Raw genomic sequence first — 19000 nt, forward strand, 5'->3', positions numbered from 1 at the left:
CCGAGGGAGGCCGTGTGTGCCTGGTTACTGCTCTTCGTAGACGCTGACCTCGACCGCCTCCATGGAGTAGGAAGCCGTGGCCATCTCGTGGCTGGAGCTGACCGTGCGCATCTTGCCCTTCACCCAGATGGCATCCCACAGGTCGTCCACCGGTGCTCCCTTGGGGTAGCTCACGTAGACCACCTGGTTGGTGGGCGGAGGCGGCACATGGATGCAGGCGCCGAAGTAGGGCACCAGCAGGAAGGCGGTGATCTTCTTGGCATCCCCTTCCAGCGGCACTACAAAGCCCGGAATGCGCACATCCTGGTTGTCCAGCTTCTTGTTCACCCCGCCCACCGGTTGCGGCACCGAGGCAAGATTGCCGTCGTGGCTCACTTGGGGGGGCGGCAGCAGTTTTTCACCTTCCGGAATGAGCACATCCCAGTCGATGGTCTTGTAATCGGCGGCCATGGCCGGCAGCGTCAGCAGGGCGGCCAGCAGCGCCACAATTTTCCACTTCATCATCTGTCCTTCTCGTTTTATGGGCGCCTGGCTAGACGCGAATGCTCATGCCATCGCTCAGGCTGTAGCGATAAGCGCGGGCCGCGGGCAACAGGCCGATCACCATGCCGGCCAGCCAGACCAGCCCCAGCAGCAGCCACTCGTGGGCGCTTGGCAGCCCCAGGCTCAATTGCAGGCCATAGTGGCTGAGCAGCCAGGGGGTGGCAAGCCCCTGCCCCAGGTAGAGCACCGCCACCCCGAGCGCGATGCCGGCGGTGGTGAGGGCCATCGCCTCCAGTGCCAGCAGCAGGAACAGATGGGCGGGGCCGGCGCCGAGAGAGCGCAAGATGGCGAGCTCCCGGCGCCGCTCGTTGAGACCGGCCAGCAGGGTGGTCAGCATGCCGATGAGGCCCGCCACCACCACGAAGCCGGCGATCACCGACAGTGCCGTCTCCGCCACGCTCATCAGGCTCCATAGCTCCTGCAGGGCGGCCCCCGGCAGGATCGCCATCAGCGGCTCGCCCCGGTAGGTGTTGACGCTGCGCTGCAGCTGGAACGCCAATATCCGGTTGCTGAGCCCTACCATGAAGGCGGTGATGGTCTTGGGGGTGAGATCCTGGGCCAGCGCCTGTTCGGCAGTCACGTTCTTGCTGTGACGGCCGGTGTCCCAGCCCAGGTGGATCGCCTCGATGCCGGCAAGCGGCACGTGGATGGTGCGATCGATAGGGGTACCGGTCGGTGCCAGGATCCCCACCACCTTGAATGGCAGGTTGTCGTGCTGGCTGAACGAAGTGTTGCCGGCGCCGTGGGCGATGACGATGGACTGCCCCAGGTGATAACCGAGCTTCTCGGCTACCTGGGCGCCGAGCACTGCCTCGAACGGCGTGTCGAACGCTCGTCCTTCACGCAACTCCAGCGCCTGCTGCTGGCCGTACTTCAGGTGGGTGAAGTAGTCGCCATTGGTGCCGAGCACGCGAAACCCCTTGTGGGAGTCGCCAAGGGAAAGCGGGATGGTCCAGGCGATGCCGCGCTGGTTCTTGATGGCCTGATAGGCATCCCAGCCCACGTTGTTGGTGGGATTGCCGATGCGAAACACCGAGTAGAGCAGCAGGTTCACCTGGCCGGAGCGGGCGCCGACGATGAGATCCGTGCCCGACACCGTGTTGGCGAAGCTCTCGCGCGCCTGGTTGCGCACTCGCTCCACCCCGAGCAGCAGGGTGACGCTGATGGCGACGGCCAGCAGGGTAAGCCCGGCAGTGAGGCGGCGGGCCCAGAGGCTTTGCAGGGCGAGTTTTAGCACGTGACCCTCCGGTTTTGTGGTCGTACCGCGTGGGTGCGAATGGCATTCATCAGGGAGATGCAGTGTTGAACGGTGCTCAGCATGATGCCCTCCGGTTGAGTTGTTGCAGGTTTTCCACCCGCGGAAAGAGCGGTTCGAGGTAGGGGTCGTGGCTGACGAAGATCAGGGTCGAGCCCCGCTTGTCGCACTCCTCGAACAACAGCTTGATGAAGGCGGCCCGGTTGTCGGTATCGAGGGCAGAGGTGGGTTCGTCGGCGATCACCAGCGGTGGTGAGCCGATCAGCGCGCGGGCGGCGGCCACCCGTTGCTGCTGGCCGATGCTGAGGGCATGCACGGGCCTGTGCAGCGCCTCCTCGGGCAGTTGCAATTCCCGCAGCAGGCGGCGCGCCTCGTCGGCCGGGCTGCCCTGCAGCCGGGCCCGCTTCTCGGGGGAGAAGGTGAGTGCGCTGGTGACGTTGTCCTGCACGGATAAAAACGGCAGCAGGTTGAACTGCTGGAAGATGTAACCCAGATTGGCCGCCCGGAAGTGGTCGCGGGCACGGCCAGAGAGCCGGGCCAGCGGCTGGCCCAGCACCTCGAGGGTGCCGTGGTTGGCGGTCTGGATCCCGGCCAGCAGGCCGAGCAGGGTCGACTTGCCGGAGCCCGACGGTCCCTTGATGAACACCCGTTCCCCCTCGCTGATGGTGAGGGCGGGCAGATCGAGTACAACCTCGTGACCCGGCCAGGCAAAGGCCAGATCGCGGATCTCAACCACGGCATTTTTCATGGCGTTACCAGCTCAGTTTGTTGGCGGAGGGGGTCAGCTCGGCTGCAGTCTGGCCGCTGGGCAGGATACCCTGCACGCTCAGCTTCTCCAGGCTCGGATAGACGCTGAACAGGGTGGCCTCCAGCCCGGTCAGTTTGGCCGGGGTAGCGCAGGTGTAGGTGTACATGGCGCCCATGTCGGCGTGACCGGCGTCATCGTGCTGGTGTTCGTCGTGCTTGCCGTCAGACTTCTGGTGGTCATGGTCATGGTCATGGTCATGGTCATGGTCATGGTCGTGGTCGTGGTCGTGATCTTCCTTGGCGGCTTGCAGCTCCTGCTGGGTCAACTTGCAGCCGGCGGCCGGGTCGAAGCGAAACAGGGCGTCGGGTTGCTTGAGTTGAGCCATGGCCTTGGTGTATTGCGCCTTCTCTTCGTCGCTCTTGGCGGCGTGCTCGAAGCCCACCAGATCGGCGGCGGGAGCCTGCAGCTCGATCATCAGCTGGTTGCCATCGAGCACCAGATTGAGGTGGCCGTGGCCGTGCTCGTGGGCGCCGTGGCCGTGACCGTCGTGTTCATCGTGGTTTGCCTGCACGCCAAATGCGGCGGCCGCCAGTAACAGGGTGACTGCTTTCATCGTTAATCCTTTGAAAAATTTATTGAAAAATGGATTTAGCCGGATAAGCGATGAAACAGTGGCGGCGCGCGAATGCGGCACTGGCCTGACGGGGTGGCATGAGGTTTGGGGAAGGCGGCATCAACGAGCTTGCCGATGACCACTTGTGAAGACGGGATGACCAGGGTTGGGGTGAGTGCCAGCTTGCCATCCAGATGCAGGGCGCAGAGGACGCAGGCGTGGTTGTGGCCGGGCAGGTCGGCTTCCAGCGGATGTTGTGCCAGCACCGGTTGCAACCACAACCAGCCCAGCAGCAACAACCAGATTTTCAGCTTGGTACGACCCATAGACCCCTATCAAAGGGGCGCCATCAGCGCCCCTTCTCTCTGACTTAGAGATGGGACTTGATGAGCCCCATCACGGTAGCGATATTGTTGGCATCGAGCTGGCCATCTTTGGCAAACAGCACCTTGCCTTCTTTGTCCAGCAGGATGATGGCCGAGCTTTCCGGCGCCAGATCCCAGGCGTTGCGGGCCATGCCCTTGGCATCCAGCACCATGGCGGACCAGGGGAATTCCTTCTTGCTGTCCTCGGCACTGCTCTTCACAAAGCCGGAGGTGCCCCAGATGGCGTCATTGCTGTTGATGATGGTGACGGTCTGGTACTTGTCGTGGGGCAGCTTGGCCGCCTTGATCGCTTCGATCATGGGGGCGTTGAGCTCCTTGGCGCTGGAACGACCGGCGATGTGCTGGATCAGAAAGACCTTGCCGGCCAGCACCTTGCTTTGCCAGGGCTGATAGCTGATCTCTTTCTCTTTCAGAACCAGTTCACCCTTGTCGCTGATGTTGACCAGCGGCACCTGGGCCGACTCCTTGATGTTGTGAGCCAGGGCCAGGGTTGGCAGCAGCGCCAGAGTAAGTACGAGATGTTTCATCCTGATGACACTCCTTTTGTTATGTTATAACGATTTTTGCATTGAGGGAATGGGGCAGTACTCATCCTAAACTGATCGGATCTGTTTAAGAAGTGTTAAATAAACGTGTGGTTGGCCCGCTTGCCTGCCCGCCAGCACGGGGCCTGGCTGGCAAAGGCGGCTAGAATGGCACGCAGTCGATAAAAATCAATTGCTTATCAACTGGTTTGAGGAGTCTGACTGCGGCCTGCAGCCAGACTGGAGGGGGAGGGCTCAGTAGAGCGGTTCGCTCACCAGCGGGATCTTGGCCATGGTCATCTGCTGGGCCAGCAAGGGAGAGCCGGTCAGCAGAATGTGGCGCTGGTTGCCGATCACCACGGTATCCCCTTTCAGGCCGCTGTCAGCGGTGATGGCCAGCCAGGCCGGCGAGACGCTGCCAATGCTGATGTTCGGGTAGATGATGCTGAGCATGTACTGGGGGGCCAGCTCGGCCAGCAGGCTGGCCATCAGCAGCGCCTTCTCGTCGCTGTCAGCCTTGTTGCTCTGCAAGGCTTGCAGCGGCGGTGCGAAGTGGTCCATCTGCTCGGGCGGGGTTGGAATACCGCTCAGCCACTCCTGCAGCAGGCCGACGCTGGTGGCCAGATCCTTGGCCAGGAACTGTTTTGCCAGGGGCCTCAGGTCGCCCTTGAACTGGTAGAACAGCTGCGAATAGTTGGGACGCACGCAGGGCAGCTTGCGATTGGCGGGATGCACGCAGGGTACCACCCGCATCTGATAGAAGGCATCGTCCTGATATTGCTGGTAGGCCTGCCAGAACAGGGTCGACTCCATGCTGTCGTCGTGCAGGGTGAAGGCCTGCTCCAGATTGCGAAACTTGGTGGCGGTCTCGGGGCTGGTCTGATTGATCAGGTTGATGCTGTTGTAGAGCCGCGGACTGATGTAGGAGTAGAGGGTCTCCAGCGGATAGTTGAGGGAGGCATCGAGCAGGCTCATCTCGTGGCGGCTGGCGGAGATGACCCGCTCATCCGTGTTCAGCAGCAGATGCTTCTGCTGGCCGTCGGCCGATTGCCACTGCCAGCTCAGGGTGACCTCGTTGGCCCCGGCCATGGACGCGAACACTAGACTCAACAACAGACCTTGTGCCAGTTTCATGATGTGCATCCTGCTCGGGGTGATAATAAACAACTAGGTGAGCTGGCCGATTTTGGATGAGTCTGGCATTTGTGATTTTGATAACAGATTGATCGGGCTTTTAATTTAATTCTGGAAATAAGTCATGCAGGAAACCGTCATGAAGCGAATCACACCGTTGTTGCTGCTGTTGGCCACCTTGCCGGCCGCGGCGGGGCCGGTCATCGTCAACCAGGGGATGTCCAGCGCCGATACCTTTGCCCTGCGGGACAAGCTGGCGCGAGAGCATGAGTGGCAGGAGTGGCTGCGTTTCCAGCAGGCCATCAAGTGGCTGGAGGTGCTGCCGGTGAACTGCGAGCTGATGAGCGATCAGGATGGCAGCTATCGCTGTGGAGGGGACTACTACCGGTCCTATCGACAGGATGGGCGCGACATCTATATCCAGGGGGATCCTGCGGGTGTGACGCCGGGTCAGCGCCCGCAACAACCCATAAAAAAGGCGCCCTAAGGCGCCTTTTTCACGAAAGATACGCTTACTTGGCAGCGTAACGCTCGGCAGAGCTGATGATCTCAGCTTCGGCAGCGGCCTTGTTGCCCCAGCCTTCAACCTTGACCCACTTGCCTGCTTCCAGCTCTTTGTAGCGCTCAAAGAAGTGCTGGATCTGGGCGCGCAGCAGCTCGGGCAGATCGTTCACATCCTTGATGTGATCGTACTGCTTGGTCAGCTTGGAGTGCGGAACGGCCACGATCTTGGCATCTTCACCGGATTCGTCGGTCATCTTCAGCACGCCAACCGGGCGGCAGCGAATGACGGAGCCGGCCAGCAGCGGGTAAGGAGTCGGCACCAGCACGTCGACCGGATCACCATCCAGAGACAGGGTGGCATTCACGTAGCCGTAGTTGCACGGGTAGAACATCGGGGTAGACATGAAGCGATCAACGAAGATGGCACCGCTGTCCTTGTCGACTTCGTATTTGATCGGGTCGGCATTCTGCGGGATTTCGATGATGACGTAGATGTCGTCGGGCAGGCTCTTGCCAGCCGGGACCAGGTTCAGGCTCATGACGTTTCCTTTGAGTGTTGGAGTCAAGTTTGCAGGCCGATATTATAGCGATGTCGCGTTAAATGACCATATTTCAGGGCCACTGCGACAGAGTTGGTGGATACCGCACAGCTTGGGTCTGCCAAATTGCCGTCACCTTGCTAGAATGCGCACTTCCCTTTACTGCGAAAGGAAGCGGTATGCATATTCACATCCTCGGGATCTGCGGCACCTTCATGGGTGGTCTGGCGGTGTTGGCAAAACAGCTTGGTTACCGGGTGACCGGTTCGGATGCCAACGTCTATCCCCCCATGAGTACTCAGCTCGAGCAACAGGGCATCGAACTGACCGAAGGCTATGACCCTTCCCAGCTCGATCCGGCGCCGGATCTGGTGGTGGTCGGCAATGCCATGAGCCGCGGCAACCCCTGTGTGGAGTATGTGCTGGACCGCAATCTGCCCTACATCTCCGGCCCCCAGTGGCTGCTGGAGCACGTGCTGCAGGATCGCTGGGTGCTGGCCGTCGCCGGCACTCACGGCAAGACCACCACCGCCAGCATGCTGGCCTGGGTGCTCGAATACGCCAAGCTGGAGCCCGGTTTCCTCATCGGCGGCGTGCCCGGCAACTTCCCGGTCTCCGCCCGTCTCGGCTCAGCCCCCTTCTTCGTCATCGAGGCGGATGAATATGACTGTGCCTTCTTCGACAAGCGCTCCAAGTTCGTTCACTACCACCCGCGCACCCTGGTGATGAACAACCTGGAGTTCGACCACGCGGATATCTTCCCGGATCTGGCCGCCATCCAGCGCCAGTTCCACCACCTGATGCGCACCGTACCGAGCAATGGCCGGGTGCTCTTCCCCAAGGGGGATGAGAACCTGGCTGCTGTGCGCAAGATGGGCTGCTGGAGCGAAGTGGAGCTGGTGGGTCAGGACGACGCCAAGTGGAAGGCGGTCAAGCTGGCCGATGACGGCTCCGTCTTCGAGGTGTGGCTGGATGGCGAGAAACAGGGCGAGGTGCACTGGGAGTGCATCGGCGAACACAACGTCAACAATGGCCTGATGGCCATCGCTGCCGCCCGCCATGCTGGTGTCATGGTGGAACACGGCATTGCGGCCCTCTGCCAGTTCAAATCCCCCAAGCGGCGGATGGAGCTCAAAGGCGAGGTAGCCGGCATCAGCGTCTATGACGATTTCGCCCACCACCCCACCGCCATCGAGACCACCCTCGGCGGGCTGCGCGCCAAGGTGGGCAAGGCCCGCATTCTGGCGGTGCTGGAACCCCGCTCCAACACCATGAAGCTGGGAGTGCACAAGGAAGAGCTGGCCGGCTGCTTCGACGGCGCCGACGAGGTGTTCTTCTTCCAGCCGCCCAACATCGGCTGGGATCTTGGCGAGGTGACCGCCCACATGACCCGACCGGCCAAGGTGTTCAACGATCTGGAAACCCTGATCAACCGGTTGGTGGCCGAGTGCCGCGATGGCGATCATATTCTGATCATGAGCAACGGTGGCTTCGGCGGCATTCATGACAAGCTGATCGCCCGCCTCAAGGACTATCACGGCCAGCTATGAACAAAGCGATCACCCTGGCGCTGACTGGTGCCTCCGGCGCCCCTTATGCCCTGCGCCTGCTGGAATGCCTGGTGCAGGCGGATTATCGGGTCTACCTGCTCGCCTCCTCGGCGGCTCGTGTGGTGCTCAAGACCGAACAGCAGCAGGAGTGGCCCGGCTCGCCCAAAGAGCTCTCTGCCTTTCTCTGTCGTCAATATGGCGCCAGCGAGGGGCAGATAGTGGCCTGCGGCAAGGAAGAGTGGTTCTCGCCGGTGGCTTCCGGTTCGGCGGCGCCCAAACAGATGGTGGTCTGTCCCTGCTCCATGGGTACCGTCTCTGCCATTGCCAACGGCACCTCCGACAACCTGCTGGAGCGGGCGGCGGACGTGGTGATCAAGGAGCGCGGCCAGCTGATCCTGGTGCCCCGCGAGAGCCCCTTTTCAGCGATCCACTTGGAGAATATGCTGAAACTGGCGCGGCTCGGGGTGACCATCATGCCGGCGGCACCGGGCTTCTATCATGAGCCAAAAAGTATCGCGGATCTGGTGGACTTCATGGTGGCGAGGATCCTCGACCATCTGGGGATCGAGCACGATCTGACTCGCCGCTGGGGCTACGCCAAAGGGTGAGACGAGAGATAGCGGACAAACAAAAGCGGCGCCGACCTGAACAGTTCGGCGCCGCTTTATTTTGACGGAGCGGGTTAGGCTGCCTGGATCGGGGCCGTCACGTACTTGAACAGAAAATCGGTCACTTCTTCCCGGTCAGGGCGTTGTGGCTGATTGATCATCTGCATCATGACGTAACCAAAACCGGTCAGGGAGCGGGCCAAGTCCTGGGCGGACAGCACGCTCTGGATCTCGCCGGCATCCATGGCGCGTTGCAGGTGGGGGGCAATGCGCTCCAGTGCCTTGTCCAGCAGCTTGGCGTAACGGGGCCAGACCTCTTCCCGCACCGATGAGCTCCACTCCAGCCAGATACTGGCGTGGTCAGGCTGATCGTAGGCGGCGTCGACAAACAGCTTCACGTGGCGGCGAATACTGTCGCTGACCGGGCCCTGGCCGGTGTAGGCCTGTTCCAGCATCTGATGCACGAAACGTTCGATCTCGGCCAACACTTCATCCACCAGCTCTTCACGGGTGTTGAAATAGTTGAACACGGTAGCAACCGAGACCTTGGCCTGTTCTGCGATTTCGGCGTGACCCGCACGGCCAATGCCGCGACGGGAGAACACCTCGATGGCACATTCCATCAATTGATTGCGTCGGGCCTCCGGAGAAAGCCGGGTTCGACGTCTTATTTCTGCGCGTGGTTCCATAGTTTTTTCATCTAATAGTTATTGATTATGGTGTTTATAGTATTGTCACCGATAATGCCCGAGGGCCTGCTAACTCTATCAATTAAAATAAGCCGATAAAAGCATCACGTATGCCTGACGCCCTTCGGCTTGAATGGTAGAATCATCGGTTTTGACGTTAATGAACGGCCAAATTCGCTTTGGCCATTATGGAGTAAGTGATGAAACACACTGTCGAGGTGATGATCTCCGAGGCTGAAGTCGCCGCCCGGATCGCCAAATTGGGTGAAGAGATCACCGCCCGTTATCAGGGCTCTGACGAAGTGGTCATGATCGGCCTGCTGCGTGGTTCCTGCATCTTCCTGGCCGACCTGTGCCGCCAGACCCAGCTGCCCATCACCCTGGATTTTATGACCGCCTCCAGCTATGGCTCCGGCATGCACAGCACCCGTGACGTGCGCATCCTCAAGGATCTGGATGACGACATCAAAGGGAAGGACGTGGTGATCGTCGAAGACATCATCGATACCGGCTACACCCTCAACAAGGTGCGCGAGATCCTCTCTCTGCGCGAGCCGAAATCCCTGGCCATCTGTACCCTGCTGGACAAGCCGTCCCGCCGCGAAGTGCAGGTACCGGTAGACTGGATCGGTTTCTCCATTCCCGATGAATTCGTGGTGGGCTGCGGCATCGACTATGCCCAGAAGTACCGCAATCTGAAGTTCATCGGCAAGGTAGTACCGCAAGAGTAAGCAAGGTTCAGGAATATTACGGGCGAGGTGGCAGAGCGCCATTTTCTGTCTGCAGGCGGCCTTGGCCGCCTTTTCTGTCTCGAGATGGGATGCGCCATCACAGGGGTTGCAATGAACGCACTGGAAATCAGCGGCCTGAAAAAGACCTATCAGGGGGGCGTCGAAGCCCTTAAAGGCATCGATCTCACCGTCAAGCAGGGGGATTTCTTCGCGCTGCTCGGCCCCAACGGGGCGGGCAAGTCCACCACCATCGGCATCATCAGCTCGCTGGTGAACAAGAGCGCCGGCAAGGTGAAGGTGTTCGGTTACGACATCGACTCTCACCTGGAAGAGGCCAAGGCCCAGCTCGGGCTGGTGCCGCAGGAGTTCAACTTCAGCCAGTTCGAGAAGGTGATCCAGATAGTCACCCATCAGGCCGGCTTCTATGGCGTGCCGCGTGCCGAGGCCAAGATCCGTGCCGAGAAGTACCTGCGCCAGCTCGACCTGTGGGACAAGCGCGACATGCCGGCCCGCACTCTCTCCGGCGGCATGAAGCGCCGGCTGATGATCGCTCGCGCCCTGATGCACGAGCCCAGGCTGTTGATCCTCGATGAGCCGACCGCCGGGGTGGATATCGAGATCCGCCGTTCCATGTGGAGTTTCCTCAAGGATCTCAACGAGCAGGGTGTCACCATCATCCTCACCACCCACTATCTGGAAGAGGCCGAGATGCTGTGCCGCAACATCGGCATCATCGACAAGGGCCGCCTGATCGAGAACACCAGCATGAAGAATCTGCTGGGCAAGCTGGGCCGCGAGACCTTCATGCTGGATCTGGCGCCGGGCTCCGCCGTGCCGAACGTGCCCGAGTTCAATGGCCGGATGCAGGACGAACGCACCCTGGAGGTGGATCTGGACAAGAGCCAGTCCCTCAACAGCCTGTTCGAGCAGCTGTCACACCAGCAGGTGCAGGTACTGAGCATGCGCAACAAGGCCAACCGGCTGGAAGAGCTGTTCGTCACCCTGGTCGAGGAGGGGAGAAAAGCATGAACCTGACCACTTACTACATCGCCTTCAAGAGCATTCTGGCCAAGGAGATCAGCCGCTTCACCCGGATCTGGATCCAGACCCTGGTACCGCCCGCCATCACCATGAGCCTCTACTTCGTCATCTTCGGCAACCTGATCGGTTCGCGTATCGGTGATATGGGCGGCTTCACCTACATGGAGTTCATCGTGCCCGGCCTCATCATGATGTCGGTGATCACCAACTCCTACTCCAACGTCGCCTCCTCCTTCTTCAGCGCCAAGTTCCAGCGCAACGTGGAGGAGCTGCTGGTGGCGCCTGTGCCCAACTACGTCATCATCGCCGGCTACGTGGGCGGCGGCGTGGCGCGTGGACTCTGCGTCGGTCTCATCGTCACCCTGGTGTCGCTGTTCTTTGTGCCGCTGCAGATCCACCACCTGTTCAGCGTCTGCTTCACCGTGCTGCTGACCGCCATCCTCTTCTCGCTGGGCGGCCTCATCAACGCGGTGTTTGCCAAGACCTTCGACGATATAAGCATCATCCCCACCTTCGTGCTGACGCCGCTCACCTACCTGGGCGGAGTGTTCTACTCCATCAGCCTGTTGCCGCCTTTCTGGCAGGGGGTCTCTCAGGTGAACCCGATCATCTACATGGTGAACGCGTTCCGTTACGGCTTCCTCGGTATCTCCGACGTGCCGCTCGGCACCGCCTACCTCATCATCATCGGCTTCATCGTGGCCCTCTACGGCCTGGCCTGGTGGCTCATCTCGCGCGGCACCGGGCTGCGCCACTGATTGAATGCAACGGGCACCCTGAGGTGCCCGTTTTTTTGTCGCCTCTTTTCCCTCCCCTGTACTGGCCCCCTCTCGAACAGGGTCAATAACCGCCCTCTTATCAAGGTTTTATCCGGCACCTTGTGATCCACCGCAATTTTCAGATTACCCCCAAGGGTATAATTCCCGCGGTTGGAAGGTCTGCACAATGGAGGCCCTCCGTCTCTTCTTTTTCTCACCAGGGCAGGATCGCCTATGTCACTGATCACCGAGTTGCCAGCCATTTTCGACAGTTTTTCAGATGCCCGCCGTCAGGGTTTTCTGGCCGTGATGGCTCTCAAGGAGCGACAGATCCCCCTGGTCGGCACCTACTGCACCTTCATGCCGCAGGAGGTGGCGATGGCCGCCGGCGCCGTGGTGGTATCGCTCTGCTCCACCAGCGACGAGACCATCGAGGAGGCCGAGAAAGACTTGCCCCGCAACCTCTGCCCGCTGATCAAGAGCAGCTACGGTTTCGGCAAGACCGACAAGTGCCCCTACTTCTACTTCTCCGATCTGGTGGTGGGGGAAACCACCTGCGATGGCAAGAAGAAGATGTACGAGTACATGGCCGAGTTTAAACCGGTGCACGTGATGCAGCTGCCCAACCGCGCCGATGACGAAGCCTCCCGCACCCTGTGGCGCAGCGAAATCGTCCGCTTCAAGGCGTTGCTGGAGCAGCAGTTTGGCAACCCCATCAGCGAGCAGGCGCTGCGCGACGCCATCGTGCTGAAGAACCGCGAGCGCCGCGCGCTGGCCGACTTCTACCGGCTGGGCCAGCTCAATCCGCCGGCGCTGAGCGGCACCGACATCCTCAAGGTGGTCTATGGTGCCACCTTCCGCTTCGACAAGGAGCAGCTCATCGGCGAGCTGCAGGAGATGACCCGCCGCATCAAGGCCGAGTATGCCGAGGGCAAGCGGCTCGATGCCCGTCCGCGCATCCTCATCACCGGCTGCCCCATCGGCGGCGCCGCTGACAAGGTGGTGCGCCTTATCGAGGAGCACGGCGGCTGGGTGGTGGGTTACGAGAACTGCACCGGCGCCAAGGCGACCGAGCAGTGCGTCAGCGAGGAGGGCGACCTGTTCGATGCGCTGACCGACAAGTATCTGGCCATCGGCTGCTCCTGCATCTCCCCCAACCACCAGCGCATGAATCTGCTGAGCCAGATGGTGGAGGAGTATCAGGCAGACGGGGTGATCGACGTGATCCTGCAGGCCTGTCACACCTATGCGGTGGAGTCGCTGGCCATCAAGCGCCACGTGCGCGATCGCCACGGCATCCCCTACATGGCGGTGGAGACCGACTACTCCAGTGCCGACAAGGGACAACTGGCCACCCGGCTGGCCGCCTTTATCGAAATGCTGTGAGGAGGCGCCGTGTCACTCACCATCGGGATTGACTCGGGCTCCACCGCGACCAAGGGGATCCTGTTCGACCACAGGGATGGCGGGCGCATCGTCCGCCGCTTTCTGGTGCCGACCCCCTTTCGTCCGCTGGCCGCCATCGAGCAAGGCTGGGAGACGCTCTCGGCCGCACTGCCAGAGCGCCCCCATCTGACCCTGACCGGTTATGGCCGGGATCTGGCGTCGTTCGCCGATCGGCGGGTCACCGAGATCTCTTGCCACGGGCTGGGGGCGCGTCTGCTCTGCCCGTCGGTGCACACCGTCATCGACATCGGTGGCCAGGACAGCAAGGTGATCCAGCTCGATGGCGAGGGCAACCTCACCGACTTTCTGATGAACGACAAGTGCGCCGCCGGCACCGGCCGCTTTCTCGAGGTGATCACCCGCACCCTGGGGGCGCGGGTCGAACAGCTCGACGAGCTGCTGGAAGGGGCCGAACCCCACGGCATCAGCAGCATGTGCACCGTGTTTGCCGAGTCGGAGGCGATCAGCCTGCGCTCGGCTGGCATTCCGACAGAGTCGATCCTGGCCGGCATCGTCCGCGCCATGGCCCGGCGCAGCGCCAACTTCATCGGCCGCCTCGGTGCCAGACCGACAGTGCTCTTTACCGGTGGCGTCAGCCACTGCGCCACCTTCCGCCACTATCTGGCGCAAGGATTGGGCTGCGACGTGGCCACCCACCCGGACGCCCAGTTTGCCGGTGCGCTGGGGGCGGCCCTGTTCGGTGCCCGCGCCCACATGGGAGGCAAATCATGAACGAAGAGTTCCTCTACCTGTTTCACTCCACTCTCGGTACGGTCAGGCTGCGCAAGCGGCTGGAGCAGCAGCCCCACGCCTTTCGGGTCTGCGACGTACCGCGCCGGCTCAGCGCCGGCTGCGGCCTCGCCATCCGCCTGCACTGCCCGCCCGAGGAGTGGCAGCAGTGGTGCCAGCGCGGCGAAACCGCCGTCGTCTTTCGTTGTGACGAAGACGGTGAGTATTGCGAACTGGCCCGTTACCCGGCCGCCGGCTAGGGCATGGTGACGCCTGCTCGGGGAGTTGGCAGTGGGGGGCATGGATGATAAAGAACTGTCCCATGGCCGTTTATCTGCGGGTGTTGGCCAGGTTGGCGCTGGGGGGATTCTTCGTTGCCTCCGCCGGGTTCAAGCTGGTGGCGCCGGAGCTGTTCGCCGAGCAGATCGGCGCCTTCGGCCTGCTCTGGTCGCCGTTCATTCCCCTTGCCGTCTGGGGGCTTATCGGGCTGGAGCTCTGTGCCGGGCTTGCGGTGATCGCCAACCGGCGCTGGGGGCTCTGGTTGGTGGTGGCCCTCTTGGCCCTGTTTATTCCGGTGTTGGGCTATGGCATCGCCATCGGGCTCGACATCTCTTGCGGCTGTCTTGGCAGGGCTGATCTCAGCTCGCTGCCACAGGCGCTCTTGCGGGATCTGCTGCTGTTGACGCTTGCGGGCGCCTTGCTGCGCCACTCCCGCCCCGTTTTGACCGTTTCAAAGGAGCAGTGACATGATGAGATTGCAATCCCGCACCCTGATGGCCTCGTTGATTGCGGCCAGCTTTGCCCTCGGTGGCTGTGGCGACAACCAGTTCGAGCAGGAGACCAAGCTGGAGCAGGCGGCGGTACAGCTTTCGCAGGAGACTCAGCAGGGGGGCTATCAGCTGCTGACCGTGGCCGAGCTGAAAACCCGGATGGATAAAGGCGAGGCGCTGGTGATCATCGACACCATGCCGTTCGAGGACTCCTACAAGAAGGAGCACATCCAGGGGGCCAAGAATTTTGCTTTCGTGAAGGAGGCCAAGTCCGGCGATGACTGGAGCCAGATCATCGAGGGGAGCGGTACGCCCGAGCAGCTGCTGGCCCTGCTGGGGGACGACAAGACCCGTCCGGTGGTGTTCTATTGCGGCTTCGTCAAGTGCGGTCGCAGTCACAACGGAGCCGCCTGGGCAGTCACTCAGGGCTATCAGCAGGTCTATCGGGTGCCGGGCGGCATCTTCGCCTGGAAAGGGGCCGGTTACCCCGTCACGGCCGAGTAACCCGACCTTTCGCCCCAAAAAAGAAGCCCGCAACTGCGGGCTTCTCTCATTTCAATGCTTGCTGTCAGCTGGCGACTCGGGACGCTTCACCTTCCGCGACATCGCTCTGCGCCTGTTGGCCAAGCAGGCGCTTGGTGATCATGGCCGCCATGATGGAGCCGTTGACGTTGAGAGCGGTACGGCCCATGTCCACCAGCGGTTCGATGGCGATCATCACCCCCACCAGTGCGATGGGGAAGTTGAGGGTAGAGAGCACGATCAGCGCGGCGAAGGTACCGCCACCGCCTACGCCTGCCACCCCGATGGAGCCCAGCGCAATCACCGGCAGCAGGGTGAGCAGGAACAGGGGGTCAAAGGGGTTGATGCCGAGCATGGGGGCAATCATCGCCACCATCATGGCCGGATAGATGCCGGCGCAGCCGTTCTGACCCAGATTAGCACCGAACGAGGCGGCAAAGTTGGCGATGCTGGAGGGCACGCCAAGACGCTGCTGGGTCTCGATGCTGAGCGGGATGGAAGCCGCGCTGCTGCGGGAGATAAAGGCGAAGGTGAGCACGCCCCACACTTCCCGCAGGTAGTGCAGCGGGTTCTGGCCGATCAGCAGCAGGATCACCATGTGTACCGCAAACATCGCCAGAATGGCGACGTAGCAGACCAGAATAAAGCCGAGCAGGCTGAGGATCTCGCTCAACGGATAGTGAGCCACCACCCGGGCAATCAGCGCCATTACGCCATAGGGGGTGAGTGCAATCACCACCCGCACCATCTTCATCACCCACAGTTGCAGGGTGTCGATGGCCACGGCGGCGCGAGCACCAGCCTCCGGATGCTCCGCCTTGAGCTGCAACAGGGCAACCCCGGCCAGCACGGTGAAGATCACCACGCCGATCACCGAGAGGCCGCGGCTACCCGCCATGTCGGCGGCAAAGTTGGTGGGCACCAGCGAGAGCAGCAGGGCCGGCAGGGTCTGGGCACTGTCGATGGTGCTCATGCTCTGTTGCAGCGCAGCCGTGTCGCTGCCGTGGCTCAGCAGCCCCTCGGCAGTGAGGCCACTCAGATGGGTCACCGTCATCCCCACCATACCGGCGATCATCACCAGGGTCAGCATGGAGCCGATCAGCACTGCGCTGATCTTGCCGAGGGACTGGGCCTGCTCCAGCTTGTTGATGGCGGAGAGGATCGAGGTGAACACCAGCGGCATCATCACCACCTTGAGCAGGCTGACATAGCCGCCGCCGACGATATTGACCCACTCCAGGGTCTGCTGGACGCCGGCATCATCGGCGCCCCAGCCCAGTTGCAGAGCCAGCCCGAACAGGGTGCCAAACAGCAGGCCCGCAAGCACCTTGCGCGAGAGCGGCAACCCGGTAGGTAACCGGGTGAGAGCAAAACAGAGCAGACAGAAAACAAGCGATGCAATCAGGACAAACATCATGAATACCTGTAGCGGCCATCAGGCCGAAAGTGGATTGAAACGAAGGGGGATGCGGGCAGGGCCGCAGAACAAAACGCCGGGATGCAGGAGAGTGCAGGCGTGAAAAAGCAGCGGACGCCCGGGAAGGCGTCCGCTGACAATCGGGGGAATTACTTCTTTACGGTGACGACGCGGTTGTCGATGAGGCGGGCCTTGCCGAGATACGCCGCCATCAGGATCACCAGCTGCTCGCTCTGGTCGGTGGCCGCTTCCAGGGTGGCGGCATCGACGATGTCGATGGCATCGGTGCGAAAACCGGCCTTGTCGAGGCGCTGGCTGGCCTGGGCCACCAGGGAGGGCAGGTGATGGTCACCCGCTTCAATCTGCTCGGCGATCCAGTTCATGGTGCGCGCCAGCTCGGGGGCCAGGGCCCGCTCGGCGGCGGTCAGGTAGCCGTTGCGCGAGGAGAGCGCCAGCCCGTCTTCGGCCCGCACGGTGGGCACGCCGACGATCTGGATGGGCATCGCCATGTCGACCACCATCTTGCGAATGAGCGCCAGCTGCTGGAAATCCTTCTGGCCGAAGCAGGCCACATCCGGCTGTACCAGATTGAACAGCTTGGTGACCACGGTGCTGACGCCGCGGAAGTGACCCGGGCGCAGCGCCCCTTCCAGCAGACCGGAGAGGCCCGGTACCTCGACGAAGGTGTGGCTGGCCAGCCCCTGCGGATACATGATCTCCGGCGTCGGCGTGAACACCATGTCTACCCCGGCCGTTTCCAGCGCGGCGCAGTCCTGTTCCAGGGTGCGCGGGTAGTTGGCGAGATCTTCGGCCTTGTCGAACTGCATCGGGTTGACGAAGATGCTGACCACCACCTTCTCGGCGTGGCTGTGCGCCTCCTTCACCAGGGTCAGGTGGCCCTGATGCAGATTGCCCATGGTGGGCACGAATGCGATTGTGAGCCCGTCACGGCGCCATTGGCCGATCTGTTCACGCAGAGCGGCGGGATTGTTAACGACCAACATCAGCAGTTCACCTTCGAAAAGATCAAAGAGAGACGGGCGGTATGGGCCCGCATGGGTAAGAGAGGAGTGGCAACGGTCAGTATCATCGACAGGTCACCTTGGGATGAATCATCAAGAGACGGGTTGCTCAGTCAGCACCAGAGGGCGAAGCGGGGGCGCAGGCCCCCGCTCTCGTCACGCTATCGGATCAGTTGAAGCAGTGTTCCGGGCCCGGGAAGGTGCCTTCGCTCACCTGCTTCACATAGAGCCGGATGGCGGCGCGCATGTCGCCGGTCTCGGCCAGGAAGTTCTTGGTGAACTTGGGCACATAGCCGGAGGTGATGCCGAAGGCATCGTGCATCACCAGGATCTGGCCGTCGGTGGCGGGACCGGCACCGATGCCGATCACCGGAATGCGCAGCGCCTTGCTGATGCGCTCGGCCAGCGAAGTGGGCACGCACTCGAGCACCAGCAACTGGATGCCGGCAGCCTGCAGTTCGAGGGCCTGACGGTAGATCTCCTGGGCCTGGAACTCGTCGCGCCCCTGCACCTTGAAGCCACCGAATACGTGCACGGATTGCGGGGTGAGGCCGAGGTGGCCGCACACCGGCACGCCGTTGCGGGTCAGGTGGCGAATGGAGTCGCACAGCCAGTCGCCCCCTTCCATCTTCACCATGCGGGCACCGGCCGCCATCAGCCGGGCGGCGTTCTGATAGGTCTGCTCCGGGGTGGCATAGCTCATGAACGGCATGTCGGTCACCACCAGTGCATTGGTGGTGCCGCGCACCACGCAACGGGTGTGATAGACCATCTCATCCATGCTGACGCCCAGGGTATCCTGACCCCCCTGCAGCACCATGCCCAGCGAGTCGCCGATGAGCAGCACGTGGGCGCCCTCGTCGTCGAACAGCTTGGCAAAGGTGGCATCATAGGCGGTGATGGCGGTGATTCGTTGGCCTTCCTGCTTCATCTTCAGCAGGTTGGTGGTGGTGATCTTGCTCATAGAGGCTCCTGTTCGTCTGCTCCGGTGGCAATGATGGCGAGATCATTGTGCGGGCAGCGGGCAACCAGTTCTGCGAGTGGGGTGCCGCAAGGCAGTACCAGAGCGGGTGCAATCTCGGCCAGGGGCAGCAGCACGAACTCCCGCTCCTTCATGCCGTAATGGGGAACGATGAGGCGTTCATGCCTGATGACCTGATCGCCAAACAGCAGCAGATCGAGATCCAGGGTCCGCGGCCCCCATCGCTCATCCTTGCGCACACGTCCTTGTTCCAGCTCGATGCTTTGTAGTTGATCCAGCAGCGCCAGCGGCGTCAGCCGGGTGTTGAGCCGGGCCACGGCATTGACGTAGTCCGGCTGATCAGCAGGGCCCATGGGGCGGCTGCTGTAAAACGACGAGGCCTGCACCAGCACGGATTCTGGCAACCTTGCCAGGGCGGCGACGGCGCGACGAGCCTGACCGAGCGGGTCAGACAGGTTGGAGCCAATGGCGATGAAGACCTCGGTCATC

At 61.9% G+C, this 19000-nt stretch carries 24 protein-coding genes; 11 read left to right on the forward strand and 13 right to left on the reverse strand.

Annotation, left to right across the window (positions count from 1 at the left end; all coding sequences use genetic code 11):
* Positions 1 to 24 precede the first annotated feature (24 nt).
* The 7 genes from AACQ43_RS15720 to AACQ43_RS15750 all read right to left on the reverse strand — a co-directional run bounded on the left by AACQ43_RS15720 (position 25) and on the right by AACQ43_RS15750 (position 5203).
* Entirely contained in the window at positions 25 to 504 is a 480-nt protein-coding gene (locus tag AACQ43_RS15720; RefSeq protein ID WP_168967827.1) for a DUF3299 domain-containing protein, read from the reverse strand.
* 28 nt (positions 505 to 532) lie between these two features.
* On the reverse strand, positions 533 to 1780 hold the full coding sequence (locus AACQ43_RS15725; protein ID WP_011707300.1) for an ABC transporter permease: 1248 nt from the start codon (positions 1778 to 1780) through the stop codon (positions 533 to 535).
* A 76-nt stretch (positions 1781 to 1856) separates the two neighbouring features.
* Positions 1857 to 2546, reverse strand: a complete 690-nt coding sequence (locus AACQ43_RS15730; RefSeq protein WP_168967828.1) for an ABC transporter ATP-binding protein — start codon at positions 2544 to 2546, stop codon at positions 1857 to 1859.
* 4 nt (positions 2547 to 2550) lie between these two features.
* Positions 2551 to 3159: a DUF2796 domain-containing protein gene (locus tag AACQ43_RS15735; RefSeq protein ID WP_168967829.1), complete on the reverse strand. Its 609-nt coding sequence runs from the start codon at positions 3157 to 3159 to the stop codon at positions 2551 to 2553.
* 35 nt (positions 3160 to 3194) lie between these two features.
* Complete coding sequence (locus tag AACQ43_RS15740; protein WP_146061086.1) at positions 3195 to 3485, reverse strand: hypothetical protein; 291 nt, start codon at positions 3483 to 3485, stop codon at positions 3195 to 3197.
* A gap of 44 nt (positions 3486 to 3529) precedes the next feature.
* A complete protein-coding gene (locus AACQ43_RS15745) occupies positions 3530 to 4072 on the reverse strand; it encodes a YtfJ family protein (RefSeq protein ID WP_011707296.1) in 543 nt (180 codons plus the stop codon).
* 252 nt (positions 4073 to 4324) lie between these two features.
* Positions 4325 to 5203 (reverse strand): hypothetical protein, encoded by an 879-nt coding sequence (locus AACQ43_RS15750; protein ID WP_024945756.1) that lies wholly within the window; start codon positions 5201 to 5203, stop codon positions 4325 to 4327.
* 124 nt (positions 5204 to 5327) lie between these two features.
* Between AACQ43_RS15750 and AACQ43_RS15755 the strand changes: the two genes are divergently transcribed.
* Positions 5328 to 5690, forward strand: a complete 363-nt coding sequence (locus tag AACQ43_RS15755; RefSeq protein WP_016351897.1) for a hypothetical protein — start codon at positions 5328 to 5330, stop codon at positions 5688 to 5690.
* 25 nt (positions 5691 to 5715) lie between these two features.
* On the opposite strand, the gene ppa is transcribed toward AACQ43_RS15755, so the two are convergent.
* Positions 5716 to 6246, reverse strand: coding sequence for an inorganic diphosphatase (gene ppa, locus AACQ43_RS15760; protein ID WP_168967830.1), 531 nt, complete (start codon positions 6244 to 6246; stop codon positions 5716 to 5718).
* Positions 6247 to 6425: 179 nt separating this feature from the next.
* Between ppa and mpl the strand changes: the two genes are divergently transcribed.
* Both mpl and AACQ43_RS15770 read left to right on the forward strand, forming a co-directional pair.
* Positions 6426 to 7796: a UDP-N-acetylmuramate:L-alanyl-gamma-D-glutamyl-meso-diaminopimelate ligase gene (gene mpl, locus AACQ43_RS15765; RefSeq protein WP_168967831.1), complete on the forward strand. Its 1371-nt coding sequence runs from the start codon at positions 6426 to 6428 to the stop codon at positions 7794 to 7796.
* Positions 7793 to 8404: a flavin prenyltransferase UbiX gene (locus AACQ43_RS15770; RefSeq protein ID WP_045789054.1), complete on the forward strand. Its 612-nt coding sequence runs from the start codon at positions 7793 to 7795 to the stop codon at positions 8402 to 8404. The genes mpl and AACQ43_RS15770 overlap by 4 nt, the downstream gene beginning before the upstream one ends.
* A 74-nt stretch (positions 8405 to 8478) precedes the next feature.
* Here the strand turns inward: AACQ43_RS15770 and AACQ43_RS15775 are convergent, their stop codons facing one another.
* Positions 8479 to 9093: a TetR/AcrR family transcriptional regulator gene (locus AACQ43_RS15775; protein WP_011707289.1), complete on the reverse strand. Its 615-nt coding sequence runs from the start codon at positions 9091 to 9093 to the stop codon at positions 8479 to 8481.
* A 200-nt stretch (positions 9094 to 9293) separates the two neighbouring features.
* Between AACQ43_RS15775 and hpt the strand changes: the two genes are divergently transcribed.
* The 8 genes from hpt to AACQ43_RS15815 all read left to right on the forward strand — a co-directional run bounded on the left by hpt (position 9294) and on the right by AACQ43_RS15815 (position 15072).
* On the forward strand, positions 9294 to 9824 hold the full coding sequence (hpt, locus tag AACQ43_RS15780; protein WP_011707288.1) for a hypoxanthine phosphoribosyltransferase: 531 nt from the start codon (positions 9294 to 9296) through the stop codon (positions 9822 to 9824).
* 111 nt (positions 9825 to 9935) lie between these two features.
* Positions 9936 to 10853, forward strand: a complete 918-nt coding sequence (locus AACQ43_RS15785; protein ID WP_017411026.1) for an ABC transporter ATP-binding protein — start codon at positions 9936 to 9938, stop codon at positions 10851 to 10853.
* Complete coding sequence (locus tag AACQ43_RS15790) at positions 10850 to 11623, forward strand: ABC transporter permease (protein ID WP_017411025.1); 774 nt, start codon at positions 10850 to 10852, stop codon at positions 11621 to 11623. The genes AACQ43_RS15785 and AACQ43_RS15790 overlap by 4 nt, the downstream gene beginning before the upstream one ends.
* A gap of 234 nt (positions 11624 to 11857) precedes the next feature.
* Positions 11858 to 13009 carry a double-cubane-cluster-containing anaerobic reductase gene (locus AACQ43_RS15795; RefSeq protein WP_139396200.1) on the forward strand — a complete coding sequence of 384 codons (1152 nt, stop codon included), beginning with the start codon at positions 11858 to 11860 and terminating at the stop codon, positions 13007 to 13009.
* A gap of 9 nt (positions 13010 to 13018) precedes the next feature.
* The gene (locus AACQ43_RS15800; RefSeq protein WP_168967832.1) at positions 13019 to 13801 is read left to right on the forward strand and encodes an acyl-CoA dehydratase activase; all 783 of its coding nucleotides are present in this window, start codon (positions 13019 to 13021) and stop codon (positions 13799 to 13801) included.
* A complete protein-coding gene (locus AACQ43_RS15805) occupies positions 13798 to 14058 on the forward strand; it encodes a DUF3343 domain-containing protein (protein WP_168967833.1) in 261 nt (86 codons plus the stop codon). Before AACQ43_RS15800 ends, AACQ43_RS15805 begins: the two co-directional genes overlap by 4 nt.
* A 62-nt stretch (positions 14059 to 14120) precedes the next feature.
* A complete protein-coding gene (locus tag AACQ43_RS15810) occupies positions 14121 to 14543 on the forward strand; it encodes a MauE/DoxX family redox-associated membrane protein (protein WP_168967834.1) in 423 nt (140 codons plus the stop codon).
* 1 nt (position 14544) lies between these two features.
* A complete protein-coding gene (locus tag AACQ43_RS15815; protein ID WP_076361751.1) occupies positions 14545 to 15072 on the forward strand; it encodes a rhodanese-like domain-containing protein in 528 nt (175 codons plus the stop codon).
* A 64-nt stretch (positions 15073 to 15136) separates the two neighbouring features.
* Here AACQ43_RS15815 and AACQ43_RS15820 read toward each other — a convergent pair whose 3' ends face one another.
* From AACQ43_RS15820 to folK, 4 genes are all read right to left on the reverse strand, one after another.
* Positions 15137 to 16504, reverse strand: coding sequence for a cation:dicarboxylate symporter family transporter (locus tag AACQ43_RS15820; RefSeq protein ID WP_076361750.1), 1368 nt, complete (start codon positions 16502 to 16504; stop codon positions 15137 to 15139).
* A 152-nt stretch (positions 16505 to 16656) separates the two neighbouring features.
* The gene (gene panC / locus AACQ43_RS15825; protein WP_168967836.1) at positions 16657 to 17511 is read right to left on the reverse strand and encodes a pantoate--beta-alanine ligase; all 855 of its coding nucleotides are present in this window, start codon (positions 17509 to 17511) and stop codon (positions 16657 to 16659) included.
* A gap of 187 nt (positions 17512 to 17698) precedes the next feature.
* A complete protein-coding gene (gene panB / locus AACQ43_RS15830) occupies positions 17699 to 18493 on the reverse strand; it encodes a 3-methyl-2-oxobutanoate hydroxymethyltransferase (RefSeq protein ID WP_011707281.1) in 795 nt (264 codons plus the stop codon).
* On the reverse strand, positions 18490 to 18999 hold the full coding sequence (folK, locus tag AACQ43_RS15835) for a 2-amino-4-hydroxy-6-hydroxymethyldihydropteridine diphosphokinase (protein WP_024945747.1): 510 nt from the start codon (positions 18997 to 18999) through the stop codon (positions 18490 to 18492). The genes panB and folK overlap by 4 nt, the downstream gene beginning before the upstream one ends.
* Between the last annotated feature and the right edge of the window lies 1 nt (position 19000).

It is taken from the genome of Aeromonas sp. DNRA1 (genome assembly GCF_963888745.1).
In the GTDB taxonomy this organism is placed as follows: domain Bacteria; phylum Pseudomonadota; class Gammaproteobacteria; order Enterobacterales; family Aeromonadaceae; genus Aeromonas; species Aeromonas hydrophila.